Raw genomic sequence first — 14,202 nt, forward strand, 5'->3', positions numbered from 1 at the left:
CAGGAGGGCATGGACAAGCAGCAGCGGGAGTTCCTGCTGCGCCAGCAGCTGGCCGCCGTCCGCAAGGAGCTGGCCGAGCTGAACGGCGCCCCGGCGTCGGAGGAGCAGGACTACCGGGCCCGGGTCGAGGCCGCCGACCTGCCCGACAAGGTGCGCACGGCTGCCCTGGCCGAGGTGGACAAGCTGGAGCGGACCTCGGACCAGTCACCGGAGGTCGGCTGGATCCGCACCTGGCTGGACACCGTCCTGGAACTGCCGTGGAACACCCGGACCGAGGACTCCTACCAGATCAGCGAGGCCCGGGCGGTGCTGGACGCCGACCACGCGGGCTTGGACGACGTCAAGGAGCGGGTCATCGAATACCTGGCGGTGCGCCGCCGGCGGGCCGACCGTGGCCTGGGCGTGGTCGGTGGCCGGCGCAGCGGCGCGGTGCTCGCGCTGGTCGGGCCGCCCGGGGTGGGCAAGACCTCGCTCGGCGAGTCGGTGGCCCGCGCGATGGGCCGCAGCTTCGTCCGGGTCGCCCTGGGGGGCGTGCGCGACGAGGCCGAGATCCGCGGCCACCGGCGCACCTACGTCGGCGCCCTGCCGGGACGGATCGTGCGGGCCATCTCCGAATCCGGCTCGATGAACCCGGTCGTGCTGCTGGACGAGATCGACAAGCTCGGCTCGGACTACCGCGGCGACCCGACCGCGGCGCTGCTCGAGGTGCTGGACCCGGCGCAGAACCACACCTTCCGCGACCACTACCTCGAGGTGGAGCTGGACCTGTCCGACGTGCTGTTCCTGGCGACCGCGAACGTGCTGGACTCGATTCCGGGGCCGTTGCTGGACCGGATGGAGCTGGTGCAGCTGGACGGCTACACCGAGGCGGAGAAGGTCACCATCGCCAGGGACCACCTGGTGCCCCGGCAGCTGGAACGGGCCGGCCTGACGCCCGCCGAGGTGAGCTTCACCGACGAGGCGCTGGGCCGGCTGGCTGCCGAGTACAGCCGGGAGGCCGGCGTGCGTGACCTGGAACGGATGATCGCGCGCACCCTGCGCAAGATCACCGCCCGGGCGGCGCTGGCCGATGCCGGGCTCGAGGAGGCCGTGACGGTGGGACCGGACAACCTGCGCGGCTACCTCGGCCGTCCCCGGCACACCCCAGAGACCGCCGAGCGGACGGCGGTGCCCGGCGTGGCGACCGGCCTGGCGGTGACCGGGGCAGGTGGGGACGTGCTGTTCGTGGAGGCCTCGCTGGCCGATGCCGAGACCGGCCCGACCGAGCTGCGGCTGACCGGCCAGCTCGGCGAGGTCATGAAGGAGTCGGCGCAGATCGCGCTGTCCTACCTGCGCTCGCACGGGGCGGAGCTGCGGCTGCCGGTCTCCGAGCTCGCCAACCGCGGGGTGCACATCCACTTCCCGGCGGGCGCGGTGCCCAAGGACGGCCCGAGCGCCGGCATCACCCTGACGACGGCGCTGGCCTCGCTGCTGTCCGGCCGGCTGGTTCGCTCCGACGTGGCGATGACCGGCGAGGTCTCGCTGACCGGGCGGGTGCTGCCGATCGGCGGGCTGAAGCAGAAGCTGCTCGCCGCCCACCGGGCCGGCATCAGCACCGTGCTGATCCCCAGCCGCAACGAACCCGACCTGGACGAGGTGCCGGCCGAGGTCCGCCAGGCGCTCACCGTGCACCCGGTCAACGACGTGCGCGAGGTGCTGGAGCTGGCGCTGGAGCCGTTCGGCGGCGCGGTCAGCGAGCACGCAGCTGCCTAGCTAGACCACAGCGAGTCCAGCCAGGCGGTGTGCAGCGCGGCGTACCGGCCGTCCGCGGTGGCGATCAGGTCGGCCGGGGCGCCGTCCTCGACGACCCGGCCGGCGTCGAGCACCAGCACCCGGTCGGCGATCGCCACGGTCGAGAGACGGTGCGCGATGATCAATGCGGTACGCCCGCGCAGCACTGTGCGCAGCGCCCGCTGCACCGCCCGCTCGGTGGGGATGTCGAGGCTGGAGGTGGCCTCGTCCAGGATCAGCACCGCCGGGTCGGCGAGGAACGCCCGGGCGAAGGCGATCAGCTGCCGCTGGCCGGCCGAGAGCCGGCCGCCCCGCTTGCGGACGTCGGTGTCGAAGCCCGCCGGCAGCCGCCGGATGAAGTCCTCCGCCCCCACCGCCCGGGCGGCCTGCTCGATCTCGGCCCGCGACGCCCCCGGCCGGCCGAAGGCGATGTTGTCGGCGACCGAGCCCGAGAACAGGAAACCGTCCTGGGTGATCATCACCACCGCAGTCCGCAGGTCGGAGTCCGACAGCTGGTCCAGCGGGATGCCGTCCAGCCGCACCTTGCCGCCGGTGGGGTCGTAGAATCGGCTGATCAGCTTGGCGATCGTGGTCTTGCCCGCTCCGGTGGCCCCGACCAGCGCCACCGTCTGCCCGCTGGTGATGCACAGGTCGAGCTCATGCAGCACCGTGACCGGACGCTCGGCCTTCAGGTCGTAACTGAATTCCACGGACTCGAAGCGGATCTCACCGGCTGTGGGATGGGGCAACGGCGTCGGGTCGGCGGCCTCGGGCACCGCCGGCTCCTCGGCAAGCACCAGGGCCAGTTTCTCCAGCGCGGCGGTCGCCGACTGCAGCGAGTTGAAGAAGATCGCCACGTCCTCCATCGGGCCGTAGAACTCCCGCAGGTACAGCAGGAACGCCGTCAGCACCCCCAACGCCAGGCCACCCTCGGCCACCCGGTAACCGCCGGCGAACAGCACCGCGACGGTCGCGATATTGCCGATCAGGGTGACGCCGGGGATGAAGATCGCGTGCAGGTCGAACACCGTGCGGTTGGCATCGCGGTAGTCGTTGTTGAGGGCCTCGAAGATGGCGTCGTTGCGGGGCTCGCGCCGGAACGCCTGCACCGCCCGGATGCCGTTGAAGGTCTCGACGAACTGCACGATCAGCAGCGCGACCGTTTCCCGGGTGCGCCGGAAGGCCACCGTCGATCGGGCCGAGAACCACCGGAACAGCAGGAACAGCGGGATCATCGCCGCGAGCGCGATCAGCGCCAGCCACGGGTCGAGCACCAGCATCAGCACCGAGATCACCACGATGTTCAGCACCGCCAGCAGCAGGCCGTCCAGGCTGGAATCCAGCAGCTCGCGCAGGGTGTCGACGTCGGAGGTCAGCCGGCTGATCACCTTGCCCGAGGTGAACCGCTCGTGCCAGGAGACGCTGAGGCGCTGGGTGTGGTCGAAGACCTTGCGGCGCAGGTCGAACAGGACCGCCTGGCCGACCACGCCGGTCCGGCGCAGGAAGATCCACTGCAGCAGGCCGGCCAGCGCGGCCGCCGTGAACAGCGCGCCGGTCAGCTGCAGCAGGGTCCGGTAGTTGCCGTCGAGGGCATCGGGCAGGCCATGGTCGATGGCCCTGCCGATCAGCAACGGCGCCACCATCGTGGTGATGACCTGGCCGATCACCAGAGCCAGCAGGATGATGACCTGGCGCCGGTACGGCCGGATCAGCTCCAGCAGCAGCTGCCGGGCCTCGGTGTCCAGGCGCGGCCGGCTCAGCGGCAGCTCGACCTGCTCGTCCTCGGTGTCCTTGCGGTCATACCGGCCGCGCCACTGCACGACCGGCACCACCGGCGCCTGCCCGGCCGGGTCGGCTGGCAGCTCGGTGGCGGGGTCACCGGACAGCTCGGTGCTCACGCCGGCACCTCCTCGACCTCGTGAGCCGCGTCCTGGGACAGCAGATTCCGATAGGAGCTGTTGGTGGCCATCAGCTCGCTGTGGGTGCCGACCGCGGTGATCCGGCCGCCGTCGAGCAGCGCGACCCGGTCGGCGAGCAGCACCGTCGAGGCGCGGTGGGCCACCACCAGGGCGGTGGTCGCGCCCAGCACCCGGCGCAGCGCCTTCTCGACCTGCGCCTCGGTGTGCACGTCCAGCGCCGACAGCGGGTCGTCGAGCACCAGCACCCGGGGCCGGCCGAGCACCGCCCGGGCCAGCGCCAGCCGCTGCCGCTGACCACCCGACAGCGACAGGCCCTGCTCACCGACCCGGGTCTCCAAGCCGTACGGCAGCTCGTGCACGAAGCCGGCCTGGGCGATCTCGATCGCCTCGGCGATCTCGTCCTCGGTAGCCTCCGGCCGGCCGAGGCTGAGGTTCTCGCGGACGCTCGCCGAGAACAGGGTGGCCTCTTCGAAGGCGATGCTGACCGTGCGCCGCAGCTCCTCCAGCCGCAGCTGGTCCACCGGCACGCCATCGATCCGGACGGCGCCGCCGGTGACGTCGTGCAACCGGGACACCAGCGAGGTGAGCACGGTCTTGCCCGATCCGGTGGGTCCGACCAGCGCCATCGTCTCGCCGGGATTGATGTCGAGGTTCAACTCGTGCAGGGTGTCGCTGTCGGCCCCCGGGAACCGGAACGAGACGTTGTCGAACTGCAGCCGGGCCGGCTGGCTCCACGGCGCGTCGAGGGCCGCCGGGGTCGGCGGGTCGGTGATGTCGGTGGCGGTGTCGAGCACCTCGAACAGCCGGGCCGTCGCCGCGACGGTCTCCTCGGTGCCCGCGATCAGCCAGCCCATCGCCATCAGCGGCCAGTTCAGCCGCAGCTGCAAGGTGATGAACGCGACCAGATCGCCCTTGCTCAGCGAGCCGTGCGCGACCGCCAACACCCCGAAGCAGGTCACGCCGGCCAGCACCAGCTGCGGGTAGGTGCCGATGATCGTCCAGAGGGTGGCCAGCGTCCGGTTCTTTCCCAGCTCGGCCTCGCGCAACCGGGTGGCGTCGCCGGTGAAGTTCCGCAGCAGCTGCCCGCGCCGGCCGAAGGACTTCACGACACGGATGCCCAACACCGACTCCTCGACGCCGGTGGCCAGGTCGCCCGTCAGATCCTGCGCCTTGCGGGCCTCGATGTTGTAGCGCCGCTCGAAGTGCCGGGTGGCGATGCCCAGCGGCAGCATCACCAGGCACACCGCGATGCCCAGCACCGGATCCAGCCGGATCAGCAGGCCCAGCACCACGACGATCACGGCCAGGTTGGCCACCACGAAGACCGCCATGAAGCCGACGAACCGGCGCAGCATGCTCAGGTCGCTGGTCACCCGGGACAGCAGCTGGCCCGAGGGCCAGCGGTCATGGAAGGCGACGGGAAGTCGCTGCAGATGCTGGTAGAAGTCGCGCCGCAGATCGGTCTCGATGGCCAGCGAGCTGATGTTCATCGCCCGGCGGCGGATGCCGAAGAGCACCGCCTCCAGGACGCCGAACAGCAACGCCAGCCCGATCAACGGATACATCCCGGAGGTCTCGTGCCGGGCGATCGGCCCGTCGATGAGGGCCGCGGTGATGATCGGCAGCACCGACTGGACGACCATGGCCAGGGTGGCGACCACCAGCATGAAAATCAGGTACCCGCGGTAGGGCCGAAGCCAGGGCCACAGTCGCAGCAGGTCGCGCACCGAGGCGTGCGATCCGGCTGAGGAGCCGGCCGCTGATGCGTCGTCCGCCCCTAGTGCCACGGTGATTCACCCTACGACGGGGCACCGACAATGGGCGAATTGTTTTAGCGCCGCCCCGCTCGGCTCAGTCGGACTTGTGCCGCACGCCGAGCAGGATGTCGTCCCAGGACGGCATCCGCGGCTTCTCGCCCGAGCGCCGGCCGCGCTTGCCCTGCGGGTCACCGGCGCCCGCCCGGGCGCCGACGAGGTCGTCATGGGCCGGCGCGGGGTGGCTGACCTCGTCGTCGTTCCCGGCGCCGCCGGTTGCCGCCGGCGCCGAGGGGGCACGGTGCGGGCTTGCCGGCTCGACCGACTCCTCGGCCGGCGCCAGGTCCAGCTGCTCGGGAGCGGGGGAGCCCTGCGCGCCCGCCCGCTCGGCGCCCGTGGCGAGGTCCGGCTGGGCCGGCAGAACTGCCTCGGAGCTCGCCGCGTCGCCTGCCGATTGCCGAGCGTGGCGGGGCGGCCTGGCGGACGCGGTGCCGGTCTCGAACGGCAGCGGCGGCTCGTGCCAGGGCTGCTGCTCGAAGGCATCCTGATCGAACAGCTCATCGTCGGCGGCAACCGGGACCGGCCGGGTATGCGCCTTCTGCCGGCGCGACGGCGGCCGCACCGCGGGGCTGGCTTCCTGGGGCCGCGGCGTCTCCGCGCGGCTCGGATTGGGCACGGCGGTCAGCCGCGGCGGCAGGGGCGCGGCGTCCCAGTCCGGCGCCCAGTCGGCAGCGGACGGCTCGGTGGGTGGCTCCTCGACGACCGGCGGCGGGGGCACCAGCAACGCCTGCACCGGCCGGTCCGACAGCAGATCGGCCGCGATGTCCTCCAGCGCCGAGACGGTGCGGTTCAGCAGGGCGAAGGAGAACTTGGCGAGCACGGTGCGCTCACGCGGGCTGGTGAACTCCGCGGTGACCGTCCAGCCGCCGTCCTCGCGCCGGTAGGCGTCCCAGCGTGCCGCGGACGGGTCGACGCCGTGCCGCGCCAGCCGGCCGTCGACCAGCTCGCCGAACGGCACCAGCAGGCCGTCGGCACTCCGTCTGGCCCGGGCCCGGCGGGCCTCGTCGGTGACCCGGATGCGTTCCTGCAGCACCGGCAGGGCGAACCGCATCACTCGCTCCAGCGGAATGCCGGCATCGGCAGCCAGCGCCTCGGCGCTCTCGCCGGCCCGGACCCGCACCTGGATCTCGCGGGGCGTCGGGGTCGGGCCCTTGCTCTCGGCCGGCTCGGAGTCCGACTGCTGCGGGGGCGGCTCGGTGGCCATGGTGCGCAGCCGCTGGTCCAGTGCCAGGGTGAACCGCTCGCCCTCCAGGGTGCCTGCGTCGATCGCTTCCACCACCAGGGTCGCGCCATCCTCTCCGGGACCGACCAGACGCAGCTCTCGCATGCCGCGACGATACGGTCACCGGCGGCAGATCGGGACTGTCCACGCCGTGCGACAGCCGGCGAGATGTGCACCGCCCGCTGTAGCCGGTCAGGTCAACCGGGGTACCAGCCAGTCGATGCAGGCGGTCAGCGCCGAGATGTCGTCGGGGTCCACCGCCGGGTACATCCCGATCCGCAGCTGGTTGCGGGCCAGGCCCCGGTAGGACTCGGTGTCGACGATGCCGTTGGCCCGCAGCGCCTTGGCCAGCCGGTCGGCCGGCACCTCGGCGACGAAGTCGATGGTGCCCACCACCGAGCTGCGGAAGGCCGGGTCGGCCACGAACGGAGTTGCGAAGCTCGACGCGGTGGCCCAGGAGTACAGCCGGGCGGCCGACTCGGCGCTGCGTCCGGTGCTGTAGGCCAGCCCGCCGCGGTGCAGCAGGTCCTCGACCTGGTGGGCCAGCAGCCACAGGGTGGCGATCGCCGGGGTGTTGTAGGTCTGGTCCTTGGCGCTGTTGTCCAGCGCGGTGGCCAGGTCCAGCGACGGCGGGATCCAGCGCCCGGAGCCGCGCAGCTCGGCGACCCGGTCCACCGCGGCGGGGGAGAAGAAGGCGATCCACAGGCCGCCCTCGCCGGCGAAGCCCTTCTGCGGCGCGAAGTAGTAGACGTCGCTCTGCCCGACGTCGACCGGCAGGCCGCCAGCCGCCGAGGTGGCGTCCACCAGGTGCAGGGCGTCGGGCCCGGCGCCGGGCACCCGCCGGACGTCGAGCATCACGCCGGTCGAGGTCTCGTTCTGCGGCCAGGCGTAGGCGTCGACGCCGGGCTCGTACTCCGGATAGGCCGCCGTGCCCGGCTCTGCGGTCCGGACGCTCGGCTCGGCCAGGAACGGCGCGCCGCGGGTGACGGCGGCGAACTTGGCCGAGAACTCGCCGATGCTGACGTGCTGGCTGCGCTGCCGGACCAGGCCGAATGCGGCGGCGTCCCAGAAGGCGGTCGAGCCGCCGTTGCCCAGCACCACCTGGTAACCGGGCGGCAGCCGGAACAGCAGGTCCAACCCGACCCGGATCCGGCCGACCAGCGACTTCACCGGCGGCTGGCGGTGCGAGGTGCCCAGCACCCGGCCGGCCCGCTCGCCGAAGCTGCGCAGCAGGTCGGCTGGCACCTTGGACGGTCCGGAGCCGAACCTGCCGTCGGCGGGCAGCAGGTCGGCGGGGATCACCGGGAACGGTTCGGAGCTCACCGCGCCATTCTTCCAGCCGCCCCGGCGGGCAGAACTGCGCACGCAGGAAGCTGCACCGGCCGGCCGGGCAGAACATGCTCGCTGCCGACCCCCGGCGTCCGGCAGCGGGTGGCAGGGGCGTGCCGAGAGGACCCCGATGGCCGACTACGCCATGACCATCGACGGGGTTCAGGTCGGTGGCGCCGATTTCGGGGTGGTCAATCCGGCCACCGCGCGGGTCGTCGCCAGGGCGCCGGCGTGCACGCCCGAGCAGCTGGACCGGGCGATGATGGCGGCGGCGCGGGCCTTTCCGATCTGGAGCCGCGCGGACGACGTCCGGCGTGCAGTGCTGGGCGAGGCGGCCGCCACGGTCCTGGCGTCGGTGGCCGAGCTTGCCCGGCTGGTCACCGCGGAGCAGGGCAAGACCCGTTCGGAGGCGGTCGCCGAGGTGCGGGCCGCCAGCCGCTGGCTGCGCTACTACGCCGGCCTGGACATCCCCCGGCAGGTGGTGCGCGACCGGCGCGCGGTGGCCGAGGTGCTGCACCGGCCGCTCGGGGTGGTGGCGGCGATTCCGGCGCGGAACAACCCGGTCGGGCTGGCGGTGGAGAAGATCGCGCCCGCGCTGCGGGCCGGCAACACCATGGTGCTCAAGCCCTCGCCCTACACCCCGCTGGCCACCCTGGAGCTCGGCCGGCTGCTGAGCGAGGTGCTGCCGCCCGGGGTGCTGAACGTGGTCAGCGGGCCGGAGCCGCTGGGAGCCCAGCTGGTCACCCACCGGACGCCGCGCATGGTCAGCTTCACCGGCTCGACGGCCACCGGGCGCTGGGTGGCCACGGCCGCCGGGGCGGCGCTGCGGCGGGTGACGCTGGAGCTCGGCGGCAACGACCCCGCGATCGTGCTGGACGACGCCGATCCGGAGGCGATCGCCGACGCGCTGTTCTGGGCCGCGTTCGCCAACAACGGCCAGCGCTGCCGGGCGGTCAAGCGGGTGTACGTGGCCCGGTCGCGGTACCGGGCGATGGTCGAGGCGCTGGCCGCCCGGGCCCGTGCGGTGCGGGTCGGCAACGGCAGCCAGCGGACCAGCCAGCTCGGCCCGGTCGGCACCCGGCCGCAGCTCGACCGGATCGCGGAACTGGTGCGCGACGCGCTGGCGCGCGGGGCGGTGGCCGCGGCCGGTGGCACGCAGCTGCGCCGGCCGGGTTACTTCTTCGCGCCGACCATCCTGGCCGGGGTGTCCGACGGAGTCCGGGTGGTGGACGAGGAGCAGTTCGGGCCGGTGCTGCCGGTGATCGGCTACCGCGACCTGGACGAGGCGGTGCGGCGCGCCAACGGCACCGGCTACCGGCTGGCCGCGTCGGTGTGGTCACCGGACTCCGACCGGGCGGCCGCGGTGGCAGCCCGGCTGGAGGCCAGGCGGGTGGCGGTCAACGACCACGCCGGCGGGATCCGTCCGGACCCGCTCAGCGGTCACCCGGCCGTTCTCGGACCGGGGAACGGGCTGTCCGGTTACACCGACCTGCAGGTGCTGAGCCGGCCAGTTCGCAATGGCGAAGGTGCACCGGTCTCCGACTGATGCGACGGTCGTGGGGAGCAGCCGGCAGGCCAAGCCCCGGCCGGTGCGCTGTTTGCTTTTTCCTAGCACTGACCGACCGAAAGTGAGAATGACTCATGACTGCGACCACGGCACCTCCCGCCAGTGCCATTCCCACCGCCGCCGACCAGCAGGCGATCGCAGCGGTGCCGGCCCGGATGATCGCGGCCTGGGCGGCCCACGATGCCGACGCCTTCGCCGAGCTGTTCATCGAGGACGGCACGATGATGCTGCCGGGCCTGTACAAGAAGGGCCGCAACGACATCCGCGCGTTCATGAAAGAGGCGTTCGCCGGGCCGTACAAGGGCACCCGGGTCACCGGCGCCCCGATCGAGATCAAGCCGCTGCACGCCCGGGCGGTCGCGCTGATCACCCAGGGCGGTGTGATTCCCGCCGGCGAGACGGAACTGCCGGCCTCCGAGGCCATCCGGGCGTCCTGGATCCTGGTCAAGCGCAACCGCAAGTGGCTGCTGGCGGTCTACCAGAACTGCCCGCGCGACCCGGCCAACTGATCGGCCTGGGTATTCGGGACGCTGATTCCCGCCGGATCGTGATCAGGCCTGGCTGCCGCTACGGCCAGGCCTGATCACCGGCTGCGCCGGCGGTGGGCCGACGGCAGGGCCGCCAGGCGTTCGTACGCGCCGCGCAGTGTTGCTTCGTACTCGCCTCGGGAAAACGTGACTGCCTCCGGAGCGCCCTCGACGGGCCACGGCTCCGAGTAACCGTTCTCCCCCAGGAAGTCGGCCCAGCTGACCGAATTGGCCTCCACCTGAAGCGCGGCTGTCATCGCGCCGCATCCGAGGTCGCCGCATTCGCCACACACCAGGAGGGCAACCCGGCTCGCGGCGAGACCAGGCGAAGGGCGGCGTCCCAGCAGTTCGTCGATCGCCCGCGGCACTGCCGGAAGCCATGCTCGGTTCAACGGGGTGACGCTATCGCCCCACTCGGGTATGCGCGCCGTCAGAGGCTCGCCGTCGAGGACGAAATCGAGAAAAGGCGATTCGGGATGCCGCGTTCCGTTCCCCACGAAGACAGTGCGACGGTGTAGCGCATACCCCAGCGCGAACGTCGATGTCTGTCGTGGCATTGCCCAAGTATGCGGAAGCCCTGGCCGAAGACCCGCACGAATAACCGGAGAATCCATCCGCCGAGAGGGCATGGCACGACGGTGAGGGAACCTACGAAGCTTCAGCAGTCGAACACGGACCAGCAGATCTCGTTGCGCAGCAACTGATCGGCGAGCACGAGTTCGCGGATCGCGTCCGGAAGCTGGTCCCGCTGCCAGCGGCACTCACGCCGTCCGGCAGCCTGCTCCTCGCCCGCAGGCGCGGCAGCACGTACTGCCTTGATCGCATAGGCGGCAGCGCCGAGGTCGTGCGCAGCGACATGCGCGACGACGGCGGCCTGCCCGGCGGCGTAGGCGGCAAACCTTGCGGCCCCGCGCAGGTCCCTGGCCGCACCCATCGCATGGCCACCCGCCGCGCGAGCCCGCATCATCGGAATCTCGCCACGCGCCCAGGCGCGGGCGCTCTCGATCGCGTTCCGCGGTCGAGGATCCTGGGGTCGCGCCACCTCGAAGAGCCCCAGGACGTGCTCCGCGCAGGCTGCCGCCCACACAGCCAGGAGATGATGATCGGGGTCGGTGAGTGTCCCGCCGCGGCGAACCGTCACCAGCCGTGGGTCCCGGACCGCCGGAAGGATCACGGCTCCACTCCTACCACCCCTACGCGGATTCAGCTGCGGCTCCGGTCAGGCCGACGAGTAGCGAGCTAACTGCTGCTGTGGCAGACTGTTACTAATCGTGGCATGATTTAAGAATGCATGCCACATTGGTGCTGGGGAAGCAGGGCCGCCTGGTGATACCTGCCGAGGTCCGGGCCGCGCTCGGGCTGGTGCCGGGCGATCGGCTGCACCTGCACCTGTCCGGGCCGCGTCTGGTGATCGAACGGCAGCAGGACGCCGTCGCCGAGCTGCGCCAACTCGGTAAAGGACTGCCCAAGGGACGATCCCTCGTCGATGAGCTGCTAGCCGAGCGCCGCCTCGCTGCCAGCACCGAATGACGGTCCTGGACGCATCCGCGATCCTGGCCCTGGTGCAGGACGAACCAGGTGCGGACCTGGTCGCCGCGAGCCTTGACTCGGCGGTTCTAGGCGCTGCAAACCTCGCCGAGGTCATCGGCAAGCTGGTCGATGCCGACATCGAGGTCGTTCGGGTGCGGGAACTCCTCGCCGCCGCCGGCGTGACGATCGAGCCGCTGCTGGAACAGGACGCCGAGCTGGCCGGCGCGCTGCGCTCACTGGCCGGCGGTCACTCCCTGTCGCTCGGCGATCGCTGTTGCCTGGCCCTGACGGTACGAAGCGACCCACCCGAGGTGCTGACGGCTGATCCTGCCTGGGCCGAGCTAGACCTGCCGATCCGGGTTCGGTTGCTCCGATAGCCCAACTAGGGTGAGAAGTCGGAGTCAATCCTGAGCCGAACCGACCGACGAGTGGTGTGCGGCAGGTTCCTGAGGTAATCTTGCCCCATAACCCCCCAGTCGTTCTGCGGCTGGGACGCGAAGCCCCGCCCAGTGCGGGGCTTCCGCTTTTGGGCCTTAGCTACCAGCTGCGCGGCTTGGTTACCGGACGACCGTTGACCATGACAACAGGCGGAAACTGCGCTGCTGCAAAATCACGGTGGCTCAGGTCACGTTTGAAGGCAGGCTGCTGCCTCAGCAACGCCTGGCTGGTGCGCGCTCCGAACGGATTGACAATGCCGACCGGGTGGCCTATTCGCTGTGAGACGACCTGCATGGGAAAGGCGAGGTCGGAGTCGTTGGTGACGAGGACGGCAACGTCGCAATCGTTCTCGTACGCGTCGATCACCATCCAGGTTCCAAGGTTCACATCGGAACCCTTCTCCTCCATCTTGTGCACTCGAACGGTAGGCGGAGCCGGCGGCGGTGGTGGGGTGACTAGGCGGGCATAGGTCTTGGAAGCGAGAAAGGTCCCGAAATGGGTTTCGAGGCCAGGGACGGTTGAGAGGGCTCGCAGATACGCGTCCTGCCGATCGGGTCCTGTGGGATCGCCGGGTCGAGCCTTTATGCGGGCCGTACAGTAGCGGATTCGCTGGATGTCGTTGCTCGGAAACATCTGGCGGAACAGACGACCGAGGTCGAGCCATTTGTAGGGAGTCTTGCGCAGCGCGTAGTAGAGGTTGAAGCCGTCCACGTAGATGTTGGTCTTCGGTGCCATCACCACGCACGCTACCGTCTGATGTCTGGTTAGCTGCCCAGCACCCGCCGCAGGTAGTCGTTGCCGAACCGCCGGTCCGGGTCGTAGCGGTCGCGTACCTCGAGGAACTCGGAGAACAGCGGGTAGGCCGGTGCCAGGTCCTCGGCGGTGCGGTAGTGCAGCTTGCCCCAGTGCGGCCGGCCGCCGACCTCGCGGGTGATCGCCTCCACCGCGGAGAAGTAGGTCTCGTGCGGGCGCAGGTGGTACTGGCGCACCGCGACGTGGCAGCTCTCCCGGCCGAACGACGGGGACAGCGGGATGTTGTCGGCGGCCGACAACCGCACCTGCACCGGAAAGCTGACCTGCTCGCCGCTGTGCTCCAGCCAGCTGTCGATCTCGTCCAGCACGTGGGCCAGATCGGTCAGCGGAACGGCGTACTCCATCGCCCGGTAGACCACCCGGCGCTCGGAGGAGAACACCCGGTAGGCGCGGTCGGTGTACTGCCGCTCGGTGAAGGTCCGGGCCGCGATCCGGTTGGCGCTGCCGGTCAGGCCCGGCCGCGACGAGGTGAGCCGGTTGAGCGCACCGAAGACGGTGTTGGCCAGCAACTGGTCGTCCCGCCAGCCGCGCAGCCGGCCCAGCGGTTGCAGCGGGGTGTCGCCGGGCAGCCGGGTCTGCACCTTGGTCAACACCCGCCGGGTGTGCGGAAACCAGTAGAACTCGAAGTAGTCGTGCCGTTCCAGGTTCTCGATCACCTCGAGCAGGTCGTCGTAGTCGCCGGGCGCCTGGACCGCCCGCAGCACGAAGGCCGGCTCGCACTGCAACGTCACCGCGGTGACGATGCCGAGTGCGCCGAGGCCGACCCGGGCGGCGGCGAACAGCTCCGGATTGTTCTCTGCGGAGCACTCCAGCAGCTTGCCGTCGGCGGTGACCAGCTGCAGGCAGCGGACCTGGCTGGCCAGGCCGGCGATCCGCCGGCCGCTGCCGTGGGTGCCGGTCGCGATCGCCCCGGCCACGGTCTGGGCGTCGATGTCGCCGATGCCAGGCAGCGACAGCCCGAGCTGCCACAGCGCCACGTTGAGGTCGGCCAGCACGGTGCCGGCACCCACCGTGACCACGCCGGTGTGCCGGTCGGCGTAGCTGATGCCGGTCAGCTTGCCCAGGTTCAGCATCACCCCGCGGGTGACCGCGATGTCGGTGAAGCTGTGCCCCGACCCGACCGCCTTGATCGACAGCTCGTCGTCGGCGGCGCGGCACACCGCCTCGACCACCTCGTCCGGGGTGGCCGGGTACTCGATCCTGGCCGGCGTCACCGCATAGGTGTTGGACCAGTTGCGCCAGCCCGAAGAAGCCTGTCTGCCCATGATTTCCG

Annotated in this window: 13 protein-coding genes; 5 read left to right on the forward strand and 8 right to left on the reverse strand. The window is 71.2% G+C overall.

Annotation, left to right across the window (positions count from 1 at the left end):
* Nucleotides 1–1,752: endopeptidase La (gene lon / locus VLJ82_RS19815; protein WP_408665093.1), on the forward strand; the 1,752-nt coding region annotated here is incomplete at its 5' end.
* Here the strand turns inward: lon and VLJ82_RS19820 are convergent.
* From VLJ82_RS19820 to serC, 4 genes are all read right to left on the reverse strand, one after another.
* On the reverse strand, nucleotides 1,749–3,668 hold the full coding sequence (locus VLJ82_RS19820; protein WP_408665094.1) for an ABC transporter ATP-binding protein: 1,920 nt from the start codon (nucleotides 3,666–3,668) through the stop codon (nucleotides 1,749–1,751). The genes lon and VLJ82_RS19820 overlap by 4 nt on opposite strands.
* Nucleotides 3,665–5,476, reverse strand: a complete 1,812-nt coding sequence (locus VLJ82_RS19825) for an ABC transporter ATP-binding protein (protein ID WP_408665095.1) — start codon at nucleotides 5,474–5,476, stop codon at nucleotides 3,665–3,667. Before VLJ82_RS19825 ends, VLJ82_RS19820 begins: the two co-directional genes overlap by 4 nt.
* Before the next feature lie 64 nt (nucleotides 5,477–5,540).
* Nucleotides 5,541–6,830: a septation protein SepH gene (gene sepH, locus VLJ82_RS19830; RefSeq protein WP_408665096.1), complete on the reverse strand. Its 1,290-nt coding sequence runs from the start codon at nucleotides 6,828–6,830 to the stop codon at nucleotides 5,541–5,543.
* Between the two features lie 87 nt (nucleotides 6,831–6,917).
* A complete protein-coding gene (serC, locus tag VLJ82_RS19835; protein ID WP_408665097.1) occupies nucleotides 6,918–8,048 on the reverse strand; it encodes a phosphoserine transaminase in 1,131 nt (376 codons plus the stop codon).
* A 136-nt stretch (nucleotides 8,049–8,184) separates the two neighbouring features.
* Between serC and VLJ82_RS19840 the strand changes: the two genes are divergently transcribed.
* Together VLJ82_RS19840 and VLJ82_RS19845 are read left to right on the forward strand one after the other, a co-directional pair.
* Entirely contained in the window at nucleotides 8,185–9,600 is a 1,416-nt protein-coding gene (locus tag VLJ82_RS19840) for an aldehyde dehydrogenase family protein (protein ID WP_408665098.1), read from the forward strand.
* 95 nt (nucleotides 9,601–9,695) lie between these two features.
* On the forward strand, nucleotides 9,696–10,130 hold the full coding sequence (locus tag VLJ82_RS19845) for an SgcJ/EcaC family oxidoreductase (protein ID WP_408665099.1): 435 nt from the start codon (nucleotides 9,696–9,698) through the stop codon (nucleotides 10,128–10,130).
* A 74-nt stretch (nucleotides 10,131–10,204) separates the two neighbouring features.
* Here VLJ82_RS19845 and VLJ82_RS19850 read toward each other — a convergent pair whose 3' ends face one another.
* Together VLJ82_RS19850 and VLJ82_RS19855 are read right to left on the reverse strand one after the other, a co-directional pair.
* Nucleotides 10,205–10,705 carry a hypothetical protein gene (locus VLJ82_RS19850; protein ID WP_408665100.1) on the reverse strand — a complete coding sequence of 167 codons (501 nt, stop codon included), beginning with the start codon at nucleotides 10,703–10,705 and terminating at the stop codon, nucleotides 10,205–10,207.
* A gap of 101 nt (nucleotides 10,706–10,806) precedes the next feature.
* Nucleotides 10,807–11,322 carry a putative immunity protein gene (locus VLJ82_RS19855; RefSeq protein WP_408665101.1) on the reverse strand — a complete coding sequence of 172 codons (516 nt, stop codon included), beginning with the start codon at nucleotides 11,320–11,322 and terminating at the stop codon, nucleotides 10,807–10,809.
* A 128-nt stretch (nucleotides 11,323–11,450) separates the two neighbouring features.
* Here VLJ82_RS19855 and VLJ82_RS19860 point away from each other — a divergent pair, with 128 nt between their 5' ends.
* Together VLJ82_RS19860 and VLJ82_RS19865 are read left to right on the forward strand one after the other, a co-directional pair.
* Nucleotides 11,451–11,678: an AbrB/MazE/SpoVT family DNA-binding domain-containing protein gene (locus VLJ82_RS19860; RefSeq protein WP_408665120.1), complete on the forward strand. Its 228-nt coding sequence runs from the start codon at nucleotides 11,451–11,453 to the stop codon at nucleotides 11,676–11,678.
* Nucleotides 11,675–12,055 (forward strand): type II toxin-antitoxin system VapC family toxin, encoded by a 381-nt coding sequence (locus VLJ82_RS19865; RefSeq protein WP_408665102.1) that lies wholly within the window; start codon nucleotides 11,675–11,677, stop codon nucleotides 12,053–12,055. The genes VLJ82_RS19860 and VLJ82_RS19865 overlap by 4 nt, the downstream gene beginning before the upstream one ends.
* A gap of 160 nt (nucleotides 12,056–12,215) precedes the next feature.
* Here VLJ82_RS19865 and VLJ82_RS19870 read toward each other — a convergent pair whose 3' ends face one another.
* Together VLJ82_RS19870 and VLJ82_RS19875 are read right to left on the reverse strand one after the other, a co-directional pair.
* Complete coding sequence (locus tag VLJ82_RS19870) at nucleotides 12,216–12,851, reverse strand: NYN domain-containing protein (protein WP_408665103.1); 636 nt, start codon at nucleotides 12,849–12,851, stop codon at nucleotides 12,216–12,218.
* Nucleotides 12,852–12,880: 29 nt separating this feature from the next.
* Nucleotides 12,881–14,194 (reverse strand): D-arabinono-1,4-lactone oxidase, encoded by a 1,314-nt coding sequence (locus tag VLJ82_RS19875; protein ID WP_408665104.1) that lies wholly within the window; start codon nucleotides 14,192–14,194, stop codon nucleotides 12,881–12,883.
* Between the last annotated feature and the right edge of the window lie 8 nt (nucleotides 14,195–14,202).

The sequence above is a fragment of the Jatrophihabitans sp. genome, assembly GCF_035474675.1.
In the GTDB taxonomy this organism is placed as follows: Bacteria; Actinomycetota; Actinomycetes; order Mycobacteriales; family Jatrophihabitantaceae; genus Jatrophihabitans_A.

What these genes read in the sequence shown, in the direction of transcription:
- sepH (WP_408665096.1), bottom strand. Translation starts at nt 6,830, where the DNA reads ATGCGAGAGCTGCGTCTGGTCGGTCCCGGAGAGGATGGCGCGACCCTG.
- VLJ82_RS19840 (WP_408665098.1), top strand. Translation starts at nt 8,185, where the DNA reads ATGGCCGACTACGCCATGACCATCGACGGGGTTCAGGTCGGTGGCGCC.
- VLJ82_RS19845 (WP_408665099.1), top strand. Translation starts at nt 9,696, where the DNA reads ATGACTGCGACCACGGCACCTCCCGCCAGTGCCATTCCCACCGCCGCC.
- VLJ82_RS19850 (WP_408665100.1), bottom strand. Translation starts at nt 10,705, where the DNA reads ATGCCACGACAGACATCGACGTTCGCGCTGGGGTATGCGCTACACCGT.
- VLJ82_RS19865 (WP_408665102.1), top strand. Translation starts at nt 11,675, where the DNA reads ATGACGGTCCTGGACGCATCCGCGATCCTGGCCCTGGTGCAGGACGAA.
- VLJ82_RS19870 (WP_408665103.1), bottom strand. Translation starts at nt 12,851, where the DNA reads ATGGCACCGAAGACCAACATCTACGTGGACGGCTTCAACCTCTACTAC.
- VLJ82_RS19875 (WP_408665104.1), bottom strand. Translation starts at nt 14,194, where the DNA reads ATGGGCAGACAGGCTTCTTCGGGCTGGCGCAACTGGTCCAACACCTAT.